Genomic DNA, 21840 nt, shown 5'->3' with positions numbered 1-21840 from the left:
TCCGGCCTTCCGCCGTCTTCCGGCCCGCGCTCTTTCACCGCCGTGCCGCCCCTACAGCCGCGCCCTCTTCAGCGCCATGTGCAGCAGCAGCCGGTCCTCGCCGTCGTCCAGATCGAGGCCCGTCAGCTGTTCCACGCGGTTGAGGCGGTAGTAGAGGGTCTGCCGGTGGATGCCCAGCTCGGATGCCGTACGGCCGGCCTGGCCCGCGCAGTCGAGATAGACCTCGGCGGTGCGGGCCAGTTCGCGGTGGGCGGGGGAGAGGAGGGGGCCGGCCGCCGGGTCCTGCGCGGATTCCGGGGGCAGCGACGTCAGCAGGCGGTACGGTCCGATGCCCCGCCACTGCGCGACCGGCCCGAGGTGCCGTTCGGCCAGCGCGGCCTGCGCCGCGGCGCGCGCCTCCTGCCAGACCGTGCCCAGCTCGGCCAGCCCGGTGCGGGGGTCCCCGATCCCGGCGGCGGGCCCGCCGAACCCGGCCGCCCCGAGGCCGCCGCCGTACCGGCCCGCCCCGGCGGCTCCCGCGGCGACCGCCGCCGCCACGGCGGCCCCGGCCCCCCGCGGCACCGCCCCGCGCGCCCCCTTGCCCGACGTCCCCCCGGCTCCCTTGCCCGAGGTGCCCCGCGTCCCGGTGCCGGAACCACCCGGTTCCGGGCCCTCCTCCGCCGGGGCCGCCGCCGAACCGCCCCGCGCGCCCCCTTGTCCGAAGTCCCCCCAGGCCCCCTCCGCCTCCTCCAGCACCCGGCCCGCCGCCGCCAGCGCCGGTGCCGCGACCGCCGTGGAGCGGAGCCGGACCAGTACCGCGAGGCTCTGGGCCGCCGTGCCCCAGGGGATCGTGCACAGGGCCGCCGCATGCGGGACGGAGCGGGTGGAGGGGGCGTCGTCCGGGTCGGGGGAGGGCCAGGGGGCCACGCAGATCAGGGTGTGGGGGCCGTCCGCGCGGGGGCCGAGCGCGGTGCGCAGTTCGGCCACCGCCATGTCCCGCTGCCAGCCGCCCTCCGCCGTGAGGACCGCCCGCAGTTCCCGGCTCAGGCCCGCCCCGGCCTCCGCCTCGTCCGCCAGCAGCGCGCCGATCCGGCCGGCCACCCGCATCGCGGCGTCGAGCTGGTCGTCCGCCGGCCCGGGCTCGCCCTCCAGGAGCCAGACGTAGCCGACGACGACGCCCCGGTGCCGCACCGGCAGGCAGATCCGGCCGCGGTAGACCCCGGCCTCGGGGCTCGGCGGGATACGGACCGGACCGGTGGCGCGGGTGATGCCGAAGCCCTCGAACCAGGTGCGCACCCCCGCCGTGGAGCGCCGGGTCAGGATCGAGCGGGTGCGCACCGGGTCCAGCGCCGAGGCGTCCAGCTCGGATTCGCTGTCGTACGTGCCGAAGGCGAGCAGCTCGAAGTCGCGGTTCTCCAGGGTCGCGGGCGCGCCCAGCAGCTCCGAGATCTCGTCGACCAGTTCCTGGTAATCACCCTTGTAATCCGCCGCCACCCGGGCATTCTCCCCCATTTTCCGGCCATCTTCATACAGATGTCTGAGATCCCGGGCACGGATGCGTGACAGCTGTCGATGGCCGACGATCAAAGCGATCCGTAGGTTTCACGGTGGTTCTCCGTGCCGTACCCGAATCGTCGGGTGATGGCCTCATTTGGTGCTTGTCTGTGGAGGTGCCCCGTGCTGGGTCCCGTGATTCTCGCCGCTTCGCGCAGCGACCGGATGCGTCGCCTGATCTCGGCGGCCCCCGTGACCAAGCAGGTCGTCGACCGCTTCATCCCGGGTGAGACGGTGTCCGACATCGTCCCGATCATCAAGGACCTGACGGGCCAGGGTCTTCAGCTGACGATGGACGTCGTCGGCGAGGACATCACCACCGCCGAGCAGGCCGCCCACGCCCGCGACGCCTACCTCGCGCTGGTCGACCACCTCAAGGACCTGGAGCTCGGCGAGAAGGTCGAGATGTCGGTCAAGCTGTCGATGTTCGGCCAAGCGCTGGAGGGCGGCCACGAACTGGCGCTCGCCAACGTCCGCCCCGTCGTCGAGGCCGCCGCCGCGATCGGTACGACCGTGACGCTGGACGCGGAGGACCACACCACCCTCGACTCGATGTTCGCCATCCACGAGGAGCTGCGGAAGGACTTCCCGCAGACGGGCTGCGTCATCCAGGCGTACCTGTTCCGCACCGAGGCCGACGCCAAGCGGCTCGCCGACGCGGGCAGCCGGGTCCGCCTGGTCAAGGGCGCCTACAAGGAGCCCGCCGAGGTCGCCTACCAGCAGAAGCACGAGATCGACAAGGCGTACGTGCGCGTCCTGAAGACGCTCATGGACGGCGAGGGCTACCCGATGATCGGGTCCCACGACCCGCGCCTGATCTCCATCGCGCAGGAGCTCGCCCACAAGGCCGGTCGTAAGCTCGACGAGTACGAGTTCCAGATGCTGTACGGCATCCGCGGCGACGAGCACCTGCGGCTGGCCGCCGAGGGCCACCGCATGCGCGTCTACACGGCGTACGGCACCGACTGGTACGGCTACTTCATGCGCCGCCTGGCGGAGAAGCCGGCGAACCTGCGCTTCTTCCTCCGCAGCATGGTCAGCAAGGGCTGAGCCCACCCACCCGCTCACGTACAAGGAGTTCGGATCTCATGGACGCTGTGACCCAGGTCCCCACCCCCGTCAACGAGCCGGTGCACGGCTATGCCCCCGGCTCGCCCGAGCGCGCCCGCCTGGAGGCCAAGCTCAAGGAGCTGGCCGAGAACCCGGTCGAGCTGCCGATGACCATCGGCGGCGAGAAGCGCCTCGGCGGCGGCGAGCCGTTCGAGGTCGTGCAGCCGCACAACCACAAGGCCGTCCTCGGCACCGGCCGCCACGCCACCCGGCAGGACGCCCAGGACGCCATCGACGCGGCCCTGGCCGCCGCCCCGGCCTGGCGCGCGATGGCCTTCGACGACCGCGCCGCGATCATCCTGCGCGCCGCCGAGCTGCTGTCCGGCCCGTGGCGCGAGACGATCGCCGCCTCCACCATGCTCGGCCAGTCCAAGACGGCCCAGCAGGCGGAGATCGACAGCCCCTGTGAGCTGGTCGACTTCTGGCGCTTCAACGTCCACTACGCCCGCAACATCCTCGCCGAGCAGCCCCCGGCGAACTCCCCGGGCGTGTGGAACCGCATGGACCACCGCCCGCTGGAGGGCTTCGTCTACGCGATCACGCCGTTCAACTTCTCGGCGATCGCGGCGAACCTGCCCACCGCCCCCGCCCTGATGGGCAACGTGGTGGTCTGGAAGCCGTCCCCGACCCAGACGCACGCCGCCGTGCTGCTCATGCAGCTGCTGGAGGAGGCCGGTCTGCCCAAGGGCGTCATCAACCTCGTCACCGGTGACGGCATCGAGGTCTCCGAGGTCGCCCTGGAGCACCGGGACCTCGCGGGCATCCACTTCACCGGTTCGACCAAGACCTTCCAGTACCTGTGGAAGACGGTCGGCAACAACATCGAGAAGTACCGCTCGTACCCGCGTCTGGTCGGCGAGACCGGCGGCAAGGACTTCCTGGTCGCCCACCCGAGCGCCGACCGCGCGATCCTGAAGACCGCCCTGACCCGCGGTGCCTTCGAGTACCAGGGCCAGAAGTGCAGCGCCACCTCCCGCGCGTACATCCCGGCCTCCCTCTGGAACGCCGGTTTCAAGGAGGAGTTCGCGGCCGAGGTCGACCACCTCACCATGGGTGACGTGACGGACCTGTCCCACTTCATGGGCGCCGTCATCGACGACCGCTCCTTCGCCAAGAACAAGGCCGCGATCGACCGCGCCCAGGCGGATGAGACCTGCACGATCGTCGCGGGCGGCACGTACGACGACTCGGTCGGCTACTTCGTGCGCCCGACCGTCATCGAGTGCTCCGACCCGGAGAACGAGGTCTTCACGACCGAGTACTTCGGCCCGGTGCTCGCGGTGCACGTGTACGAGGACGACCGGTACGACGAGATGCTGACCCAGATGGAGTCGGTCTCGGACTACGCCCTCACCGGCTCGGTCATCGCGGGCGACCGCGCCGCGGCCGCGTACACGATGGAGAAGCTCCGCTTCGCCGCGGGCAACTTCTACATCAACGACAAGTCGACCGGCGCCGTGGTCGGCCAGCAGCCCTTCGGCGGCGGCCGCGCCTCCGGCACCAACGACAAGGCCGGTGCCCCCCAGAACCTGATGCGCTGGACCCTGACCCGCGCCATCAAGGAGACCCTGGTCCCGCCGACCGACTACACGTACCCGCACATGGGCTGACCCTCGCCCTGACCCGAGCAACGGGCCGGGAAGCCTGCCCCCGAGCAGGCTTCCCGGCCCGTTTCCATTGCCGGGCACCCCGGGCGGGGCGATGACCGCGACCGGGGTAGGTTCCGTCCCATGACCGACGACTGGCGGACGGACCGGCTGTGCTCGGCGTACTGACAGCAGGTCGCCCTCGAACCGTCGGGGTCGGGGACCCGATCGACGGGGCGGTGCCGGGCGCGCCAGCCTGACACGGCGTCAATCCGCCTTTCGCATCATGACCTTGCCCGCTGCGCAGATGCGGTACGGCGAAGTCGTACAACTCCTCCTGCGCGTCAAGGTGGTCGGAGACCGGGAAGCCCTCGACGCGCAGCCGGCGTGCCACCACTGCGACGTGGTCGAGGGCGACGGGGCGGTCCTGTGCCGTCTGCTTGCGTCGCCGCCCCGGAGCCGGCCGCCGCCGTCCGCGCCCTGATCCGGACCCTGTGCTCGCTGGAGCTGCCCGGCGGTCCCCGGGAGCCCCGACGCCTCGGACAGCCCGCACTCGAACGCGCGTAAGCGCAGCTCAGAGCCGTTCGGGGAGGTTCGCCGTCTCAGATAGTAGGAAGTCCGAGTAACTATGCAGACAGACGCGGGCCACTCCCTTAGCTTGGAGGAAGCCGAACGTCTCGCTCGATCCAGCGAATGGCGGTCGTGAGCCGGGCCCCGTGCAGGCAACCCCTGCGGCCAGCGCTCCCCGCCTGCTCCGGCGTCTCGAACACTCCCCATTGCCGTGTTCCCTTCATGCCGAGGAGTCGATTTCCATGGCCGAGACGACCGTCCGCCGCCGCGTCCGCCACGTGCCCCGCACCGGCGAGTCCGACCGCAAGAACGCCGCCGCCGCCCTCCAGCGCGCCCTCGACCGCCGGGACAACGGCGGCCAGACCGGCCACTGACCAGCCAGGCCGCCGGACCTTCCGACCGCCACAGCCTTTCGAGCCGCTCGCCATGACACGGGCCGTCCGGATACTGGACGGCCCGTGTCATCAACTGGGACGAGGAGTAGGGTCGCCCGCATGTCTCGCAGCATCAATCTCGCAGTGATCCCCGGTGACGGCATCGGCCAGGAGGTCGTGGCCGAAGGTCTGAAGGTCCTCTCCGCCGTCCTTCCGCAGGATGTGAAGCTGGAGACCCAGGACTACGACTTCGGCGCCCGGCGCTACCACGCCACCGGTGAGACCCTCACCGACGCGGACCTCGCGCAGCTGAAGCGGCACGACGCCATCCTGCTCGGCGCCATCGGCGACCCGTCGGTGCCCTCCGGCGTCCTGGAGCGCGGCTTCCTGCTCAAGCTCCGCTTCGCCTTCGACCACCACGTCAACCTGCGGCCGAGCAAGCTGCTCCCGGGCGTGTCCACCCCGCTGGCCGGACAGCCGGAGATCGACTTCGTCGTCGTCCGCGAGGGCACCGAAGGCCCGTACACCGGCAACGGCGGCACCATCCGCAAGGGCACCCCGCACGAGGTCGCCACCGAGGTGTCCGTCAACACGGCGTACGGCGTCGAGCGCGTCGTCCGCGACGCCTTCGCCCGCGCCCAGGCCCGCCCGCGCAAGAAGCTGACGCTGGTCCACAAGAACAACGTGCTGACCTTCGCCGGCCACCTGTGGACCGACATCTTCAACCGGGTCGCCCAGGAGTTCCCCGAAGTCTCGACCGACTATCTGCACGTCGACGCGGCCACCATCTTCCTGGTCACCCAGCCCGAGCGCTTCGATGTGATCGTCACCGACAACCTCTTCGGCGACATCATCACCGACCTCGCCGCGGCCGTCTCCGGCGGTATCGGCGTGGCCGCGTCCGGCAACATCAACCCGGGCCGCGCGTACCCGTCCATGTTCGAGCCGGTGCACGGCTCGGCCCCGGACATCGCGGGCCAGGGCAAGGCCGACCCCACGGCCACGGTCCTCTCCGTCGCCCTCCTGCTGCGTCACCTCGGCTACGACGCCGAGGCCGACCGCATCGACGCGGCGGTCGCCGCCGACCTCACCGAGCGCGCGGGCCGGCCCGCCCGGAGCACCTCCGAGATCGGCGACGCGCTCGCCTCCCGAGTAGCCGGCTGATCCGGCGCTCCCCTCGTAAGAAGCCGCCGGGTCGCCCGACCGCCCGGCGGCTTCCGCATGTCTGCGCCGGGTGAAACGATCGCCCCGGGCCGCCACCACGACCCCAGGGCCGCCGCCCACCCGATTCCATCGGCCGGGGCCCGCGCGCGATAATCGAACGCGGAGCCGCGGTATGAGGGAAAGCTCGGACGCCCGAGCACCGGCCGCCAGCCGGTGTCAGGCGTGAGCGCGGCCCGTCACGACAACCGGTGAAGGACAATCACTCATGACGACGCCCACGATCGAGCTCAAGCCCTCCGCCAGCCCCCTCGCCGCCGCCGAGCGCGAGGCGATCCTGGCCAGCCCCGGGTTCGGCCGCCACTTCACCGACCACATGGTGACGATCCGGTGGACCGAGGGCCGCGGCTGGCACGACGCCCAGCTCGTGCCGTACGGCCCGATCTCCCTCGACCCCTCCACCCAGGTGCTGCACTACGGCCAGGAGATCTTCGAGGGACTGAAGGCGTACCGCCAGCCCGACGGCTCGATCGCGCTGTTCCGTCCCGAGGCCAACGCCCGCCGTTTCCGCACCTCGGCCCGCCGTATGGCGATGGCCGAGCTGCCCGAGGACCTGTTCATCGCCGCGCTGGACGCGCTGCTCGTCCAGGACGCCGACTGGGTCCCGCCGCACGGCGGCGAGGCGTCCCTCTACCTGCGCCCCTTCATGATCGCCACCGAGGCCGCCCTCGGCGTGCACCCGGCCAACGAATACATGTTCCTGCTCATCGCCTCGCCCTCCGGCGCCTACTTCGCCGGCGGCGTCAAGCCGGTCACCATCTGGGTCGCCGAGGACCATGTCCGCGCCGTCCCCGGCGGCACCGGTGACGCCAAGACCGGCGGCAACTACGCCGCCTCCCTGCTCCCGCAGGCCGAGGCCGCGTCCCACGGCTGCGACCAGGTCGTCTACCTGGACGCGGTCACCCGCACCAACGTGGAGGAGAGCGGCAGCATGAACGTCGCCTTCGTCTACGGCGACCGGATCGTCACGCCGGCCCTGACCGGCTCCATCCTGGAGGGCATCACCCGCGACTCCCTGCTCCAGGTCGCCCGCGACCTCGGCTACCAGGCCGAGGAGGGCGTGGTCACCCTGGAGCAGTGGCGCGCGGACGCGGCCTCCGGCGCGCTGACCGAGGTCTTCGCCTGCGGTACGGCCGCGGTGGTCACCCCGATCGGCCATGTGAAGACCAAGTCCGACGAGTGGACCCACGGCGACGGCACCCCCGGCGCGGTCACCATGCGGCTGCGCGAGGCCCTGCTGGGCGTCCAGCGGGGCATGACCGAGGACAAGCACGGCTGGATGCACAAGATCGGCTGACGACCGGCTCCCTCACGCTGGGCCGCCGCGGATTCCCTTCGGGGGATCGCGGCGGCCCTGCGCGTTTTTTGGATCGGTGTTCGATCCGTCACGTGCCCGCCCACCACCGCACCCCTTCTCTTCCTCGGAATCTCCGTTTAGAGTGCTGTTCTAAACGGTTAGAGCGTCACTCTAAAAGTGGGTGCGCGCTCGCCAGGGTTGACGAGAAGGAGGGCCCGCGCCGTGCGACTGACCCCCACGGAACGTGACCGGTTGCTGCTCTTCGGCGCCGCCGAATTGGCCCGCGCCCGCCGGGCCCGGGGCCTGCGGCTGAACGTGCCGGAGGCGACCGCGCTGATCGCGGACACCGTCTGCGAGGCCGCCCGGGACGGCCGGCGCCTCGCGGAGGCCGTCGAGGCGGCGCGCGGCGTGCTCGGGCCCGCGGACGTGCTGCCCGGGGTCGCCGACGTGGTGACCGAGGTGATGGTCGAGGCCGTCTTCGACGACGGCTCCCGGCTCGCGGTGGTCTCCGACCCGATCGGCGGCGGCCTGGGCGCGGACGCCCCCGGCGCGCTGCTGCCCGGCCCGGCGCACGCCGACCCCGAGCCGGTGCTCCGGCTCACCGTCACCAACACCGCGACCGTGCCGGTCTCCGTCACCTCCCACTTCCACTTCTTCGAGGCCAACCCGCGCCTCGACTTCGACCGCGCGGCCGCCTACGGCATGCGGCTCGCCGTACCCGCCGGCTCCTCGGTGCGCTTCGGGCCGGGCGAGAGCGAGGAGGTCGGCCTGGTGCCGATCGGCGGGGAGCGGATCGCGATCGGTTTCGCCGGGCTGGTCGACGGGCCGCTGGACGCGCCGGGCGCGCGGGCGGAGGCCCTGCGCAGGGCCGCGGCCTGCGGCTATCTGGGGGTCAGTGGCGACGAGGACGACCTGAGCGACGAGGGCGACCTGAGCGACCAGGGCGACCTAAGTGACCAGGACGACCTGAGCGACGAGGAGAAGGGGCAGGACCGATGAGCCGTTCCAAGGGGCGCGAGATCAGCCGGGCCATCCATGTCGACCCGGGCGCCTACGCCGCCACCCACGGCCCCCGCGCGGGCGACCGCGTCCGGCTCGGCGACTCGGGCCTGACCATCCGGGTGGAGTCCGACGCGCAGCGCTACGGCGACGAGTTCCTCGCCGGGTTCGGCAAGACGGCCCGTGACGGACTGCACCTCAAGGCCGCCGCCGTGCGCGAGACCTGCGACGTCGTGATCAGCAACGTCGTGGTGATCGACGCGGTGCAGGGCATCCGCAAGGTGTCCATCGGCATCCGCGAGGGCCGCATCAGCGCGATCGGCCGCGCGGGCAACCCGGACACCCTCGACGGCGTGGACGTCGTGGTCGGCACCGGCACCTCGATCGTCTCCGGGGAGGGGCTGATCGCCACCGCGGGCGCCGTCGACACCCATGTCCACCTGCTGTCGCCGCGCATCATGGAGGCGTCCCTCGCCTCCGGCGTGACCACGATCATCGGGCAGGAGTTCGGCCCGGTGTGGGGCGTCGGCGTCAACTCCCCCTGGGCACTGCGCCACGCCTTCAACGCCTTCGACGCCTGGCCGGTCAACATCGGTTTCCTGGGCCGGGGTTCGTCCTCGCACGAGGCACCGCTGATCGAGGCGCTGGCCGAGGGCGGCGCGAGCGGCTTCAAGGTGCACGAGGACATGGGCGCCCACACCCGCGCCCTGGACACCGCGCTGCGGGTCGCCGAGGAACACGACGTCCAGGTCGCCCTGCACAGCGACGGGCTGAACGAGTGCCTCTCGGTCGAGGACACCCTCAGGGTGCTGGAGGGCCGCACCATCCACGCCTTCCACATCGAGGGCTGCGGCGGCGGACACGTCCCCAACGTGCTGAAGATGGCCGGGGTGCCGAACGTCATCGGCTCCTCCACCAACCCCACCCTGCCCTTCGGCCGGGACGCGGTCGCCGAGCACTACGGCATGATCGTCTCCGTCCACGACCTCAAGCCCGAGCTGCCCGGCGACGCGGCCATGGCCCGCGACCGCATCCGGGCCGGCACCATGGGCGCCGAGGACGTGCTGCACGACCTGGGCGCGATCGGCATCACCTCCTCCGACGCCCAGGGCATGGGCCGCGCGGGCGAGACGGTACGCCGGACCTTCGCCATGGCCGGCAAGATGAAGACCGAACTGGGCCCGCTGGAGGGTGACGGCGAGGGCGACGACAACGCCCGCGTGCTGCGCTACATGGCCAAGCTGACCATCAACCCCGCGATCGCGCACGGCCTTTCGCACGAGGTCGGCTCCATCGAGGTCGGCAAGCTCGCGGACCTCGTGCTCTGGCGCCCCGAGTACTTCGGCGCCAAGCCGCAGCTGGTCCTCAAGTCCGGCTTCCCCGCGTACGGCGTCGTCGGCGACCCCAACGCGGCCACCGACACCTGCGAACCCCTCGTCCTGGGGCCGCAGTTCGGGGCGTACGGCGCGACGGCGGCCGACCTCTCGGTCGCGTTCGTCGCACAGGCGGCCGTGGACCAGGGCAACGACACCATGCCGACGCGCCGCCGCCGGGTCGCGGTGCGCGGCACCCGCGGCATCGGCCCCGCCGACCTGCGGCTGAACGCCCGTACCGGAGCGGTCGACGTCGACCAGCGCACCGGCCTGGTCACCCTCGACGGCGACCCGCTGCGCTCGGAGCCCGCCGACTCGGTCTCCCTCAACCGCCTCTACTTCCTGTGACCTTCGAAGACGCCTGTGAACCTGGCACCCCTCCTGTGAACCCCGAAACGGACCCCCAGATGAGCACCCCTGCCGCCGACGGCTTCCGCATGCCCGCCGAGTGGACCCCGCACGAGCGCACCTGGATGGCGTGGCCGGGCCCCAACCCCACCTTCGACGACGCCGACGACCTCGCCGCCTCCCGGCACGCCTGGGCCTCGGTGGCCCGCGCCGTGCGCCGCTTCGAACCGGTGACCGTGGTCTGCGGCCCCGGTGCGTCGGCCGGGGCGCGGGAGCTGCTCGGGCCGGACATCGACCTCGTGGAGCGCGAGCTGGACGACGCCTGGATGCGCGACATCGGCCCCACCTTCCTGACCAACGACGAGGGTGAACTGGCCGCAGTGGACTGGACGTTCAACGGCTGGGGCGCCCAGGACTGGGCCCGCTGGGAGCACGACGCGAAGATCGGCGGCCATGTCGCCGACCTCGCCCGGGCGAGGACGTACGCCTCGGCGCTGGTCAACGAGGGCGGCGGCATCCATGTCGACGGCGAGGGCACCGTGCTGCTCACCGAGACCGTGCAGCTGGGCCCCGAGCGCAACCCGCACTGGACGCGGGAGCGGGCCGAGGCGGAGATCCACGCCCACCTCGGCACCAGCAAGGCCATCTGGCTGCCGCGCGGCCTGACCGCCGACTATCCGCCGTACGGCTTCGGCACCCTGGGCCATGTCGACATCGTGGCCGCCTTCGCCCGTCCCGGCGTCGTCCTCGCCCACCACCAGCCGGACCCCGCCCACCCCGACCACGAGGTCAGCAAGGAGATCATCGGCCTCCTCAGGTCCTCGACCGACGCCCAGGGCCGCCCCCTGGAGGTCGTGGAGGTCCCCGCGCCGACCGTCCTGGAGGCCGACGGCCACTGGGCCGACTACTCCTACATCAACCACTACCTCTGCAACGACGGCGTCGTCCTGTGCGCCTTCGACGACCCCCGTGACGAGACGGCCGCCGTCCTCTTCCGGCGCCTCTTCCCCGACCGCACCGTCACCCTGGTCGACGCCCGCCAGATCTTCGCGGCCGGGGGCGGCATCCACTGCATCACCCAGCAGCAGCCGTCGACGCTCCGGGTCGGGTAGAACATACGGATGAACGTCCTGGTCTGCGCGGGCTGCGGCCGCCGGCTCTGTGAGCCGGTGCGCCTGCTGGCCGAATTGCCCGAACGCCCCCCGAACAGCGGGGCCAAGAACGCCGACGGGTTCCGGGAGGCGCCCCCCACCGTGCCGCGCGGGACCTGCGCGGTGGACCCCGAGCCGTCGGGGGCGCCGTTCGTGCCGCACCCGGATCCCGAGTGGATCGGGGCCGCGGTGCCCGGCGTCTGCGTCGCGGACCCGGAAGGCCCGGGCTTCCTGATGTCCGCCGGCCCCCGGGACACCCTGGTCGTCCACCCCGAGGACACCCGCGGCCACCTCCTGGGCAACGACGACTGCCGGGACTCCGGCTGCTGCGGACCCACCGGACAGCAGGGGCCCAACTTCCTCTGCCCGGGCTGCCGGACGCCGGTGGCGACGCTGTTCGCCGAGTGCTACGGGCCGTACGAGACCCACTTCCTGCCCACCGCCGTACGGCTGGTCCCCGCGTGAGCGAGGCGTCCGCGCCGCGCCGGCGCACCCCCGCCCCGCCCCGCGAGGAGCTGCTCGCCGCGGCCATGGGCATGATCGCCGAGCGCGGTCTGGAGAAGCTCACCATGGCGGCGCTCGGCCGCGAGGTCGGGATGAGCAGCGGGCACCTCCTCTACTACTTCCGCTCCAAGGACGAACTGCTGCTCCAGACCCTGGAGTGGAGCGAGGGCCGGCTCGGGGCGGCGCGCGGCCGGCTGCTCGCGGGGGAGGGCTCGGCCCGGGAACGGCTGGCGGCGTACGTCGATCTGTACGTCCCCGAGGGCCACCGCGATCCGCACTGGACCCTGTGGCTCGAGGTCTGGAACCGTTCCCAGAACGCCGACGACGACGCGCGCGCCCGCCAGTCCGCGATCGAGGGGGCGTGGCACCGGGACCTCGTCGCCCTGATCGCGGAGGGCGTCTCGCGGGGGGAGTTCAGGGCGGTGGACGCGGACCGCTTCGCGACGCGGACGCGTGCGCTGCTGGACGGGTTCTCGATCCATGTCGCCATCGGGCTGCGGGGGGTTTCGCGGGAGCAAGTGCTCGCGCATGTGAGGGAGTTCATCGAGGACGGTCTGGTCGCCCGCTTGCCCTAGGGATGTCGGTGGTTCGGCGGGTGCGGGTGCGTCGTGGTGGCTCGCGCGGTTCTCCGCGCCTCTGTGGGGCGCATCGTCCGTTCAACTCGCGGGCAGGTAAGGGCCCATGGGAATCCACCACTGGAAGAAGATCTGGGTCGGGTCGGCGGGGAACATGGTCGAGTGGTTCGACTGGTTCGTGTACGCCAGCTTCGCCACCTATTTCGCCGGGGCGTTCTTCCCGAGTGGGAACCCCACCGCGCAGCTGATGAACACCGCCGGCATCTTCGCCGTCGGGTTCTTCATGCGGCCCGTCGGCGGCTGGCTGCTCGGGCGGGTCGGCGACCGCAGGGGCCGCAAGGCGGCGCTGACGCTGACCGTCACCCTGATGTCGGCCTCGGCGGTGCTGATCGCCGTCGCGCCCACGTACGCGGTCGCCGGGTACGGCGGCGCCCTCGTCCTGCTCGTCGCCCGGCTGCTCCAGGGCCTGTCGGTGGGCGGCGAGTACGCGGCCAGCGCCACCTACCTCACCGAGGCCACCGATCCGAAGCGGCGCGGCTTCGCCTCCAGCTTCCAGTACGTGTCCATGACCGTCGGCCAGATCATCGGCCTCGGCCTCCAGATCGTCCTCCAGCGCACCCTGTCCGACTCCGCCTTGCACAGCTACGGCTGGCGCATCCCCTTCGTCGTCGGCGCCCTCGGCGCGGCCGTCGTCTTCTATCTGCGCCGCACCATGCCGGAGAGCGAGGTGTACGACGAGGACGCCTCGGCCGCCGAGGAGCGCGGCACCCTGCGCGCCCTGTGGCGGCACCGGCGCGAGGCGTTCCTCGTCATCGCGCTCACCATGGGCGGCACGGTCGCGTACTACACGTACACCACCTACCTGACCAAGTACCTCTCCAACTCGGCGGGCCTGTCCAAGGACACCGCGACCCTCGTCTCCTTCACCGCGCTGATCGTCTTCGCCGCGCTCCAGCCGCTCGCCGGGGCCCTGTCCGACCGGATCGGGCGCCGGCCGCTGCTGATCACCTTCGCGGTCGGCTCCACCGTCCTGACCGTGCCGATCATGACCCTGCTGGGGCACGCCGGCGGCTACTGGTCCGCGCTCGGCCTCGCGCTGCTCGCGCTGGTGATCGTCACCGGCTACACCTCGATCAACGCCTGTGTGAAGGCCGAGCTGTTCCCGACGAGTGTCCGCTCCTTGGGCGTCGCCCTCCCGTACGCCCTCGCCAACGCCCTCTTCGGCGGCACCGCCGAATACATCGCGCTGTGGTTCAAGAAGGCCGGGATCGAGTCCGGGTTCTTCTGGTACGTGGCGGGATGCGCGGCCGTATCGCTCATCGTGTACGTCACCATGCGGGAGACGAAGGACCTGGATCTGGCCGGGACGCGCGGGGCCGGTGGAGTGGCGGAGTCCAGCGCGGCGACCGCATCCTGAGACGGACGGTGAGCCGGGGGCGGTGCTGTGCCAGACTTCCCCCGTGCTTACGTTCGCCACGATTATTGGCAGCAGGCGCGCCGGTCCGCAGTGACCATCTCGCACGACCAGGTGCGGGTGGCCACCGTTCGTCCTCGACCCGCGCGCAGACCTCTCGCATCCGCGAGGGGTTTTTTCGTTTTACGGCCCACCTTCAGCCGTGAACCGAGCGCGGGGGATTATTGGGGGGACGGTGGAGCCGGTCATTCCGGTAAGACCGAAGATCCACAACAGGAGCCTTGAGACCATGACCGAGACGGCAACCAGCGAGCTCGACGACTCGTTCCACGTCTTCGACACCACGCTGCGCGACGGCGCGCAGCGCGAGGGCATCAACCTCACCGTCGCGGACAAGCTCGCCATCGCCCGGCACCTGGACGACTTCGGCGTCGGCTTCATCGAGGGCGGCTGGCCCGGCGCCAACCCCCGCGACACCGAGTTCTTCGCCCGCGCCAAGAACGAGATCGCATTCCGCACCGCCCGGCTCGTCGCCTTCGGTGCCACCCGCCGCCCCGGGGCCAAGGCCGCCGACGACCCGCAGGTCAGGGCGCTGCTGGAGTCCGGCGCCCCGGTGATCACGCTGGTCGCCAAGGCGCACGACCGGCATGTCGAGATGGCGCTGCGCACCACGCTGGACGAGAACCTGGAGATGGTCCGCGACACCGTCTTGCACCTGCGCGAGCAGGGCCGCCGGGTCTTCGTGGACTGCGAGCACTTCTTCGACGGCTACCGCGCGAACCCCGAGTACGCGAAGGCCGTCGTCCGCGCCGCCGCCGAGGCCGGGGCCGACGTGGTGGTGCTGTGTGACACGAACGGCGGCATGCTGCCCGCCCAGGTGCACGCCGTCGTCGCCACCGTGCTCGCCGACACCGGCGCCCGGCTCGGCATCCACGCCCAGGACGACACCGGCTGCGCGGTCGCCAACACGCTGGCCGCGGTCGACGGCGGTGCCACGCATGTGCAGTGCACGGCCAACGGCTACGGCGAGCGGGTCGGCAACGCCAACCTGTTCCCGGTGGTCGCCGCGCTGGAGCTGAAGTACGGCAAGCAGGTGCTGCCCGAGGGCCGGCTGCGCGAGATGACCCGGATCTCGCACGCCATCGCCGAGGTCGTCAACCTCACGCCGTCCACGCATCAGCCGTACGTGGGTGTCTCCGCGTTCGCGCACAAGGCCGGGCTGCACGCCTCCGCGATCAAGGTCGACCCGGACCTGTACCAGCACATCGATCCCGCGCGGGTCGGCAACTCCATGCGGATGCTGGTCTCCGACATGGCGGGCCGCGCCTCCGTGGAGCTCAAGGGCAAGGAACTCGGCGTCGACCTCGGCGGCGACCGCGAGCTGATCGGGCGGGTGGTGGCCCGGGTCAAGGAGCGCGAGCTCAAGGGCTACACCTACGAAGCGGCCGACGCCTCCTTCGAGCTGCTGCTGCGCGGCGAGGTCGAGGGCAAGGCGCTGAAGTACTTCGACGTGGAGTCCTGGCGGGCGATCGCCGAAGACCGCCCCGACGGCAGCCATGCCAACGAGGCCACGGTCAAGCTGTGGGCCAAGAGCGAGCGCATCGTGGCCACCGCCGAGGGCAACGGCCCGGTCAACGCCCTCGACCGCGCCCTGCGGGTCGCCCTGGAGAAGATCTACCCCCAGCTCGCCGCCCTCGAACTGGTCGACTACCGCGTCCGCATCCTGGAAGGCCGCCACGGCACCTCCAGCACCACCCGCGTCCTCATCTCCACCTCCGACACCACCGGCGAGTGGTCCACGGTGGGCGTCGCGGAAAACGTCATCGCCGCCTCCTGGCAGGCCCTGGAGGACGCGTACACCTACGGCCTGCTGCGCGCGGGCGTGGTACCGGCGTAACGCTCCACGGGTACGACGACCGGAGCGCCCCGCCGTGAGGGGTCCGGGGCGCCCCCGTGAAGAGGGGACGCCCCGTCCTCAGGGCGCGCGCCAGATGTTGTCGAACGCGGCGTTCTCGATGCGCCGGCGTTCCCGGACCGCCGTCAGTTCGGTGATCGCGTCGCCGACGGTGGCCAGGACGGTGAGGACCGCGTCGTCGGCGTTCTCGTTGCCGTCCGTGCGGTCCTCGCCGATGCCCAGCGGGACGGCGAGGGCGGTCAGGACCGGCTCGTGGGACCACCAGCGCTCGGCCGCGTGCCGGCGGGCGGGCGTGTCCGGCTGCGGGGCGTCCCCGCCGCGCCGGGGCAGCAGGCGCCGGCGTTCCCCGGTGAGCTGACCCGCGCGGTCCAGGTCGTCCCTGTAGGCGGCGGCGAGCCCGCGGCCCCGGCGCCACAGCCAGTCCTCGACACTCTCGTACGGCTCCGCGCGCACCAGCGCCGCGCCCGCCTCGTCCAGCATCCGGTCACCCGTGCTCAGCTCCGCCCCCGGCACGACGCGCTCGCCGTCCAGGGTGAGCGCCCGCGTCCCCAGCAGATCGATCAGCTCGGCCCCCGCGAGGGCCAGCGACAGATCGCCCTGCTCGACGGGGCGCGCGCCGGGCACGTCCACGCTGACGAGGAACAGATCCTGCGGTGTGGTCATGAGAGGACTCCAGCGGGGTGGCGACGGGACTCATCGGCGAGCGGCGGACCGGCCGGGGGACGACCGGCTCCCTCATCGTCCCCCGGCCGGCCCCGGGCCGCTCGTCACCGAAGCTGCCATTTCTGGTTGGCGGCGCCCGTGCAGGACCAGATCTGCGCGCGGGCCCCGTTGGCCGAGGAGTTGTCGGTGACGTCCAGGCACTTGTTCGCGGCGAGGTTCACCACGTCATGGGTGGAGGCGTTGTACGACCACTGCTGGGCGCCGGTCCCGTTGCAGTCGTAGAGCTGCGTCTTCGCCCCGTCGGCCGTCGAGCCCGAGGTGACGTCCAGGCACTTGCCGAGCGCCCGCACGGAGCCGTCGGGCCGCACGGTCCACTGCTGGGCGGCGCTGCCGTTGCAGTCGTAGAGCTGTACGGCCGTCCCGTTGGCGCCGGACGCGCCGGCCACGTCCAGGCACTTGCCGGCCAGGCCGGTGAAGGCACCGCCGGTCGCGCCGCCCCCGGACTGCGTGCCGGACCACGTGAAGGTCGCCGAGGTCCTGCCGGGCAGCGAGTAAGTGGCGTGCTGAGAACCCCAGTCGATGGTGACCGTCTGCGCGGCGGAGGAGCCGTTGTAGGCGATCAGCGCCTTGCTGCCGTCCGGGTTGCGCCAGGCCACGTTGGGCACGGCGCTGGACGCGGTGGAGGCGATCCGCTGGGCGCCGGGCCGTACGAACTTGGTCAGCTGCCCCATGTCGTAGTACTCGACGGTGTAGTCCACGCTCCCGCTCCTGCCGTCCCCGTCGTGCACGGTGACCAGGCCGGTGCAGGTGCCGCAACCGCCGTTGTGCGGGCCCATGTTCTGGTCCACGGCCAGCGACCACTTGGTCACCGACTTCGCCCAGTTGCGGGTGTAGTCGATGATGTTCGCCATGTCCTCGTGCTGCTGGTCCGCGATCCAGGTGCCCCCGGAGTGCTCGGTGCCGAAGGCGTCCAGCGAGGGGTACTTGGCGTGGATCGTCGACTGCTCGGAGACGTCACCGCCGTAGCCGTGCCAGGCGATGCCGCCGAAGTTGGGGTGGTCGCGGATCGCCGGATCGTCCACGGACTGCGCGGCGTAGGAGTCGTAGCTGTCCCAGTTCCAGTCGTGCGCGAGGACCTTGGTGCTCAGGCCCGCCGACTGCAACTGCGGCAGCAGGTCGTTCTTGAGGAAGTAGGCGAGACCGCTCGCGTTCCAGCTCATCGACGGGTAGCCGGAGCAGCAGGTCGGCTCGTTCTGCGGGGTCACGTACGAGACGTCGATCCCCTGGTCCCGGTACGCCTGGAGATACTTGACGAAGTAGGACGCGTAGGCGCCGTAGTCCTCCGCCTTCAGCCAGCCCCCGTCGAGCGAGCCGCTGTCCTTCATCCAGGCCGGGGCGGTCCACGGCGAGGCCATCACGGTCAGCGCGGGGTTCAGCTGGAGCGCCTGCCTGGTCAGCGGCGCGACGTCCGCGAGGTCGTGCGCGAGGGAGAACCGGTTCAGGTCCGGGTCGCTCTGCCCGGCCGGCACGTCGTCGTACGTGTAGCCGTAGCGGGCGAGGTCCGAGGCGCCCATCGGGTTGCGCAGGAAGGACAGCCCGATGCCGTCCGTCGGCGAGAACAGCTTGCGCATCGTCGCGTCCCGGGTCGCCTGGGACAGGGCGCCGCTGCTGTTCAGCAGCCAGGCCGCGGTGTCGGTGAACGAGGCACCGGCGCCGGTGAAGGTCTGGTACCGGGTGTTCTCGTCCACGGTGATGTCGGTGCCGCCACCGCCGGTCCCGGACTGGAAGGCGAACGGCGCCTGCGCTTCGAGACCGCGCACGACATGGCGGCCGCCGGAGTCGTCGGTCGTGGTGAGCCACGCGGTGACCTGCTCACCGGCGGCATGGGCGGGGGGTACGGCCGCGGTGAATCCGGCGGCGGAGAGCAGCCCGGCCAGCAGCAGCCGGAGCGCGCGGGGGGATCTCCTCATGGTGCGTCGCCCTTCCTCTCGGGTCGACAGAACGATGACGGGCGGTGGTGAGCGGTGCTGAGGGGTGGTGTGCGGGGCGGAGCAACTGACATGCGGTCTTGACGAGTTGGGGAGGCGTCAGTTAACTCACGCCGTGAGCTAAGCCATGAGTGAACCATGAGAGCCGAGGGAAGGTCTATGCGCAGGCCAAGAACCGCCCTGCTCGTCCCCGGGGCACTGCTCGCCGCCCTGCTGCCCCTGTCCGCCGCGGCACACGCCGCCGCCGATCCGCCGCCGGTGCCCGTCGACCGCTTCGAGGGCGAGGTGCCCTTCGCGTCCCAGCCCGCCGACGGCATCTTCACCTGGGGCGGCGACAGCGACGACCCGCCCACGCTGAGCCTCGCCGACCGCGCCGACGCCCCCGAGGGCGCCAAGGTGCTCACCGGCAGCTACGACATCAGCGGCTACGGCGGCTTCACCCATGACTTCGCCGCGGACCGGCCCGCCCACGACTGGTCCGCCCACCAGGGCATCCGCTTCTGGTGGGAGGGGCACGACAACGGCAAGAAGATCGCCTTCGAGATCAAGGACGGCGGCGCGAACGGCGAGGCGTCCGAGCTGTGGACGACGTCCTTCACCGACGACTTCACCGGCTGGAAGCAGATCCGGATCCCGTTCGGCGACTTCACCTACCGCACCGACTACCAGCCGGTCGGCGGCATCGACCACATCCTCGGGCTGACCCGGATGTGGGGGTACGCGGTCACGCTGCCCGTCGGCCTCAAGGGCGACTTCGCCATGGACGACGTGGAGTTGTACGGCAAGGCAGACCAGGCGCTGCACGCCTCCGTCGCCACCGACGCCTCCGTCTACCCGGTGACCGAGGGCGGCACCGCCCACGTGCGGGTCACCCTCGCCACCACGGGAGCGAAGCCGGTCGACGACCCGGTGACCGTCACCTACGCCACCGGCGGCGGCACCGCCACCGCCGGCCAGGACTACACCCCGGTCTCCGGCACCCTCACCTTCCCGGCGGGCACACCGTCCGGCAGTACGCGGACCATCGCGGTGCCCACCCGCAAGGACCGGACCGCCGAGTCCGCCGAGACCATCCCGCTGAAGCTCACCGTCGACGGCGCCAAGGCCCCCACCGAGACCCCGCAGGTCGTCATCGACGCCCACGGACTGCCGTACCTGAACCCGAAGCTGCCGGTGAAGAAGCGGGTCGCCGATCTGCTGTCCCGGATGTCGCTCGCGGAGAAGGCCGGGCAGATGACCCAGGCCGAACGCGCGGGCCTGACCACCCCGGGCGACATCGCCGCGTACGATCTCGGCTCGCTGCTGTCCGGCGGCGGCTCCACACCCACGCCCAACACCGCCGAGGGCTGGGCACGGATGATCGACGGCTTCCAGCTCCAGGCGCGGGCGACCAGATTCCAGATCCCGCTGATCTACGGCGTGGACGCGGTGCACGGCCACAACAACCTCTACGGCGCCACCGTCATGCCGCACAACATCGGCATCGGCGCCACCAGGGACCCCCGACTGGCCGAGCGGAGCGGCGCGGTGACCGCCGCCGAGGTGCGCGCGACCGGCGTCCCCTGGGACTTCGCGCCCTGCCTGTGCGTGAGCCGCGACGAACGCTGGGGCCGCTCCTACGAGTCCTTCGGCGAGGACCCCGCGCTCGTGGAGTCCATGGAGACGATGATCCAGGGCCTCCAGGGCCGGGCCGACGGCGGCGACTTGAGCCGCGACGACAAGGTCCTCGCCACCGCCAAGCACTTCGTCGGCGACGGCGGCACCGCCTACGGCTCCTCCACCACCGGCAGCTACACCATCGACCAGGGCGTCACCACCGTCACCCGGCAGCAGCTGGAGGACATCCACCTCGCGCCGTACAAGAGCGCGGTGAAGCGGGGGATCGGCACCGTGATGCCGTCGTACTCCTCCCTCGACCTCACCGGCGACGGCAAGGGGCCGGTCAAGATGCACGCCCGCGGCGACATGATCAACGGTGAACTCAAGGGCAAGCTGGGCTTCGACGGCTTCGTCATCAGCGACTGGAACGCCATCGACCAGCTCCCCGGCGACTACCCGGACCACGTCCGTACGGCCGTGAACGCGGGCGTCGACATGATGATGGTCCCGTACACCTACAAGGACTTCAGCTCCACGCTGGCCGACGAGGTGAAGGCGGGCCGGGTCTCCGAGGCGCGGATCGACGACGCGGTCTCCCGCATCCTCACCCAGAAGTTCGAACTGGGCCTGTTCGAGCACCCGTACGCCGACACCAGCGGCGCCGCCGCCATCGGCTCCCCGGCCCACCGTGCCGTCGCCCGCCGGGCGGCCGCCGAGTCGCAGGTGCTGCTGAAGAACGACGGCGGGCTGCTGCCGCTGAAGAAGAGCGAGAAGGTGTACGTCGCCGGGTCCAACGCCGACGACATCGGCAACCAGACCGGTGGCTGGACCCTCACCTGGCAGGGCGCCTCGGGCAGCACCGTCCCCGGCACCACCATCCTCCAGGGCATGCGGCAGGCCGGCGGCGACGTCACCTACTCCAAGGACGCCTCCGCCCCGACCGCCGGGTACGACGTCGGCGTGGTCGTCGTCGGGGAGACCCCCTACGCCGAGGGCGTCGGCGACGTGGGCAACGGCCACTCGCTGTCCCTGTCGGCGGCCGACCAAGCGGCGGTGGACACCGTGTGCGGAGCCATGAAATGCGTGGTGCTGATCGTCTCCGGCCGGCCCCAGCTCATCGGCGACCGGCTCGGCGAGATCGACTCCCTGGTGGCCTCCTGGCTGCCCGGCAGCGAGGGCGAGGGCGTCGCCGACGTCCTCTACGGCGCCCGCCCCTTCACCGGACAGCTCCCGGTCACCTGGCCGAGGTCCGAGTCCCAGCTGCCGATCAACGTGGGCGACGCCGCGTACGACCCGCAGTTCCCCTACGGGTGGGGCCTGACCACCCGCACCACCGTCCCGCACGACGGCGCGGGCACGTGGACCTCGCTGGCCGCGCGGGCGGCGACGGCGCAGCGGCACGGGGACCGGGCGACCGGGGCGTACCTGGTCGACCAGGCCCGGCTGCTGGTCCAGCGGAAGGTGGGGCAGCGGATGACGGCGGCCGTGGCGAAGCCCTTCGCGGACGCGGACCATCTGCTGCTGACCGGCCACTACGGGCAGGCGCTGGCGAAGCTGGCGCAGGCGTACCGGGCGGCCTGACCGGTACCCCCTGACCGGTCCGCCCTGAATCACCCCCTA

At 71.7% G+C, this 21840-nt stretch carries 16 protein-coding genes and 1 pseudogene; 14 read left to right on the top strand and 3 right to left on the bottom strand.

Annotation, left to right across the window (positions count from 1 at the left end; translation table 11 throughout):
• Nucleotides 1–51 precede the first annotated feature (51 nt).
• Entirely contained in the window at nt 52–1491 is a 1440-nt protein-coding gene (locus GHR20_RS11095; RefSeq protein ID WP_243878001.1) for a helix-turn-helix domain-containing protein, read from the bottom strand.
• Between the two features lie 165 nt (nt 1492–1656).
• Here GHR20_RS11095 and GHR20_RS11090 point away from each other — a divergent pair, with 165 nt between their 5' ends.
• The 13 genes and pseudogenes from GHR20_RS11090 to cimA all read left to right on the top strand — a co-directional run bounded on the left by GHR20_RS11090 (nt 1657) and on the right by cimA (nt 15952).
• Nucleotides 1657–2583: a proline dehydrogenase family protein gene (locus tag GHR20_RS11090; RefSeq protein ID WP_153813076.1), complete on the top strand. Its 927-nt coding sequence runs from the start codon at nt 1657–1659 to the stop codon at nt 2581–2583.
• A gap of 38 nt (nt 2584–2621) precedes the next feature.
• A complete protein-coding gene (pruA, locus tag GHR20_RS11085; RefSeq protein ID WP_153813075.1) occupies nt 2622–4253 on the top strand; it encodes an L-glutamate gamma-semialdehyde dehydrogenase in 1632 nt (543 codons plus the stop codon).
• 262 nt (nt 4254–4515) lie between these two features.
• A complete protein-coding gene (locus GHR20_RS38325) occupies nt 4516–4713 on the top strand; it encodes a hypothetical protein (protein WP_194858862.1) in 198 nt (65 codons plus the stop codon).
• 328 nt (nt 4714–5041) lie between these two features.
• The gene (locus GHR20_RS38130; protein ID WP_111587124.1) at nt 5042–5173 is read left to right on the top strand and encodes a hypothetical protein; all 132 of its coding nucleotides are present in this window, start codon (nt 5042–5044) and stop codon (nt 5171–5173) included.
• A gap of 120 nt (nt 5174–5293) precedes the next feature.
• Nucleotides 5294–6337: a 3-isopropylmalate dehydrogenase gene (locus GHR20_RS11070; protein WP_153813074.1), complete on the top strand. Its 1044-nt coding sequence runs from the start codon at nt 5294–5296 to the stop codon at nt 6335–6337.
• A 265-nt stretch (nt 6338–6602) separates the two neighbouring features.
• The gene (locus tag GHR20_RS11065; RefSeq protein ID WP_148026382.1) at nt 6603–7691 is read left to right on the top strand and encodes a branched-chain amino acid aminotransferase; all 1089 of its coding nucleotides are present in this window, start codon (nt 6603–6605) and stop codon (nt 7689–7691) included.
• A gap of 222 nt (nt 7692–7913) precedes the next feature.
• Nucleotides 7914–8690: an urease subunit gamma gene (ureA, locus tag GHR20_RS11060; RefSeq protein WP_243878000.1), complete on the top strand. Its 777-nt coding sequence runs from the start codon at nt 7914–7916 to the stop codon at nt 8688–8690.
• A complete protein-coding gene (locus GHR20_RS11055; protein ID WP_111587127.1) occupies nt 8687–10411 on the top strand; it encodes an urease subunit alpha in 1725 nt (574 codons plus the stop codon). Before ureA ends, GHR20_RS11055 begins: the two co-directional genes overlap by 4 nt.
• Before the next feature lie 59 nt (nt 10412–10470).
• Nucleotides 10471–11523, top strand: coding sequence for an agmatine deiminase family protein (locus tag GHR20_RS11050; protein ID WP_153813073.1), 1053 nt, complete (start codon nt 10471–10473; stop codon nt 11521–11523).
• A gap of 9 nt (nt 11524–11532) precedes the next feature.
• A complete protein-coding gene (locus GHR20_RS11045; RefSeq protein ID WP_153813072.1) occupies nt 11533–12027 on the top strand; it encodes a hypothetical protein in 495 nt (164 codons plus the stop codon).
• Nucleotides 12024–12641 (top strand): TetR/AcrR family transcriptional regulator, encoded by a 618-nt coding sequence (locus tag GHR20_RS11040; protein ID WP_148025293.1) that lies wholly within the window; start codon nt 12024–12026, stop codon nt 12639–12641. Before GHR20_RS11045 ends, GHR20_RS11040 begins: the two co-directional genes overlap by 4 nt.
• Before the next feature lie 72 nt (nt 12642–12713).
• Nucleotides 12714–14058, top strand: a pseudogene (locus GHR20_RS11035) (MFS transporter).
• 286 nt (nt 14059–14344) lie between these two features.
• Nucleotides 14345–15952 carry a citramalate synthase gene (cimA, locus tag GHR20_RS11030; protein ID WP_153813070.1) on the top strand — a complete coding sequence of 536 codons (1608 nt, stop codon included), beginning with the start codon at nt 14345–14347 and terminating at the stop codon, nt 15950–15952.
• Between the two features lie 78 nt (nt 15953–16030).
• Here cimA and GHR20_RS11025 read toward each other — a convergent pair whose 3' ends face one another.
• Entirely contained in the window at nt 16031–16633 is a 603-nt protein-coding gene (locus GHR20_RS11025; RefSeq protein ID WP_111587133.1) for a GPP34 family phosphoprotein, read from the bottom strand.
• 104 nt (nt 16634–16737) lie between these two features.
• On the bottom strand, nt 16738–18603 hold the full coding sequence (locus tag GHR20_RS11020) for a ricin-type beta-trefoil lectin domain protein (protein WP_153813069.1): 1866 nt from the start codon (nt 18601–18603) through the stop codon (nt 16738–16740).
• 177 nt (nt 18604–18780) lie between these two features.
• Here GHR20_RS11020 and GHR20_RS11015 point away from each other — a divergent pair, with 177 nt between their 5' ends.
• Entirely contained in the window at nt 18781–21801 is a 3021-nt protein-coding gene (locus GHR20_RS11015; RefSeq protein ID WP_153813068.1) for a glycoside hydrolase family 3 N-terminal domain-containing protein, read from the top strand.
• The last annotated feature ends 39 nt before the right edge of the window (nt 21802–21840 follow it).

It is taken from the genome of Streptomyces sp. SUK 48 (genome assembly GCF_009650765.1).
Taxonomy (GTDB): domain Bacteria; phylum Actinomycetota; class Actinomycetes; order Streptomycetales; family Streptomycetaceae; genus Streptomyces.
This window is presented reverse-complemented; position numbering and strand designations above follow the sequence as displayed.

Coding starts and splice junctions, on each gene's coding strand:
- GHR20_RS11050 (WP_153813073.1), top strand. CDS start 10,471: ATGAGCACCCCTGCCGCCGACGGCTTCCGCATGCCCGCCGAGTGGACC.
- GHR20_RS11065 (WP_148026382.1), top strand. CDS start 6,603: ATGACGACGCCCACGATCGAGCTCAAGCCCTCCGCCAGCCCCCTCGCC.
- GHR20_RS11070 (WP_153813074.1), top strand. CDS start 5,294: ATGTCTCGCAGCATCAATCTCGCAGTGATCCCCGGTGACGGCATCGGC.
- GHR20_RS11015 (WP_153813068.1), top strand. CDS start 18,781: ATGCGCAGGCCAAGAACCGCCCTGCTCGTCCCCGGGGCACTGCTCGCC.
- GHR20_RS38130 (WP_111587124.1), top strand. CDS start 5,042: ATGGCCGAGACGACCGTCCGCCGCCGCGTCCGCCACGTGCCCCGCACC.
- pruA (WP_153813075.1), top strand. CDS start 2,622: ATGGACGCTGTGACCCAGGTCCCCACCCCCGTCAACGAGCCGGTGCAC.
- GHR20_RS11055 (WP_111587127.1), top strand. CDS start 8,687: ATGAGCCGTTCCAAGGGGCGCGAGATCAGCCGGGCCATCCATGTCGAC.
- GHR20_RS11095 (WP_243878001.1), bottom strand. CDS start 1,491: ATGGGGGAGAATGCCCGGGTGGCGGCGGATTACAAGGGTGATTACCAG.
- GHR20_RS38325 (WP_194858862.1), top strand. CDS start 4,516: ATGACCTTGCCCGCTGCGCAGATGCGGTACGGCGAAGTCGTACAACTC.
- cimA (WP_153813070.1), top strand. CDS start 14,345: ATGACCGAGACGGCAACCAGCGAGCTCGACGACTCGTTCCACGTCTTC.
- GHR20_RS11025 (WP_111587133.1), bottom strand. CDS start 16,633: ATGACCACACCGCAGGATCTGTTCCTCGTCAGCGTGGACGTGCCCGGC.
- GHR20_RS11020 (WP_153813069.1), bottom strand. CDS start 18,603: ATGAGGAGATCCCCCCGCGCGCTCCGGCTGCTGCTGGCCGGGCTGCTC.
- GHR20_RS11045 (WP_153813072.1), top strand. CDS start 11,533: ATGAACGTCCTGGTCTGCGCGGGCTGCGGCCGCCGGCTCTGTGAGCCG.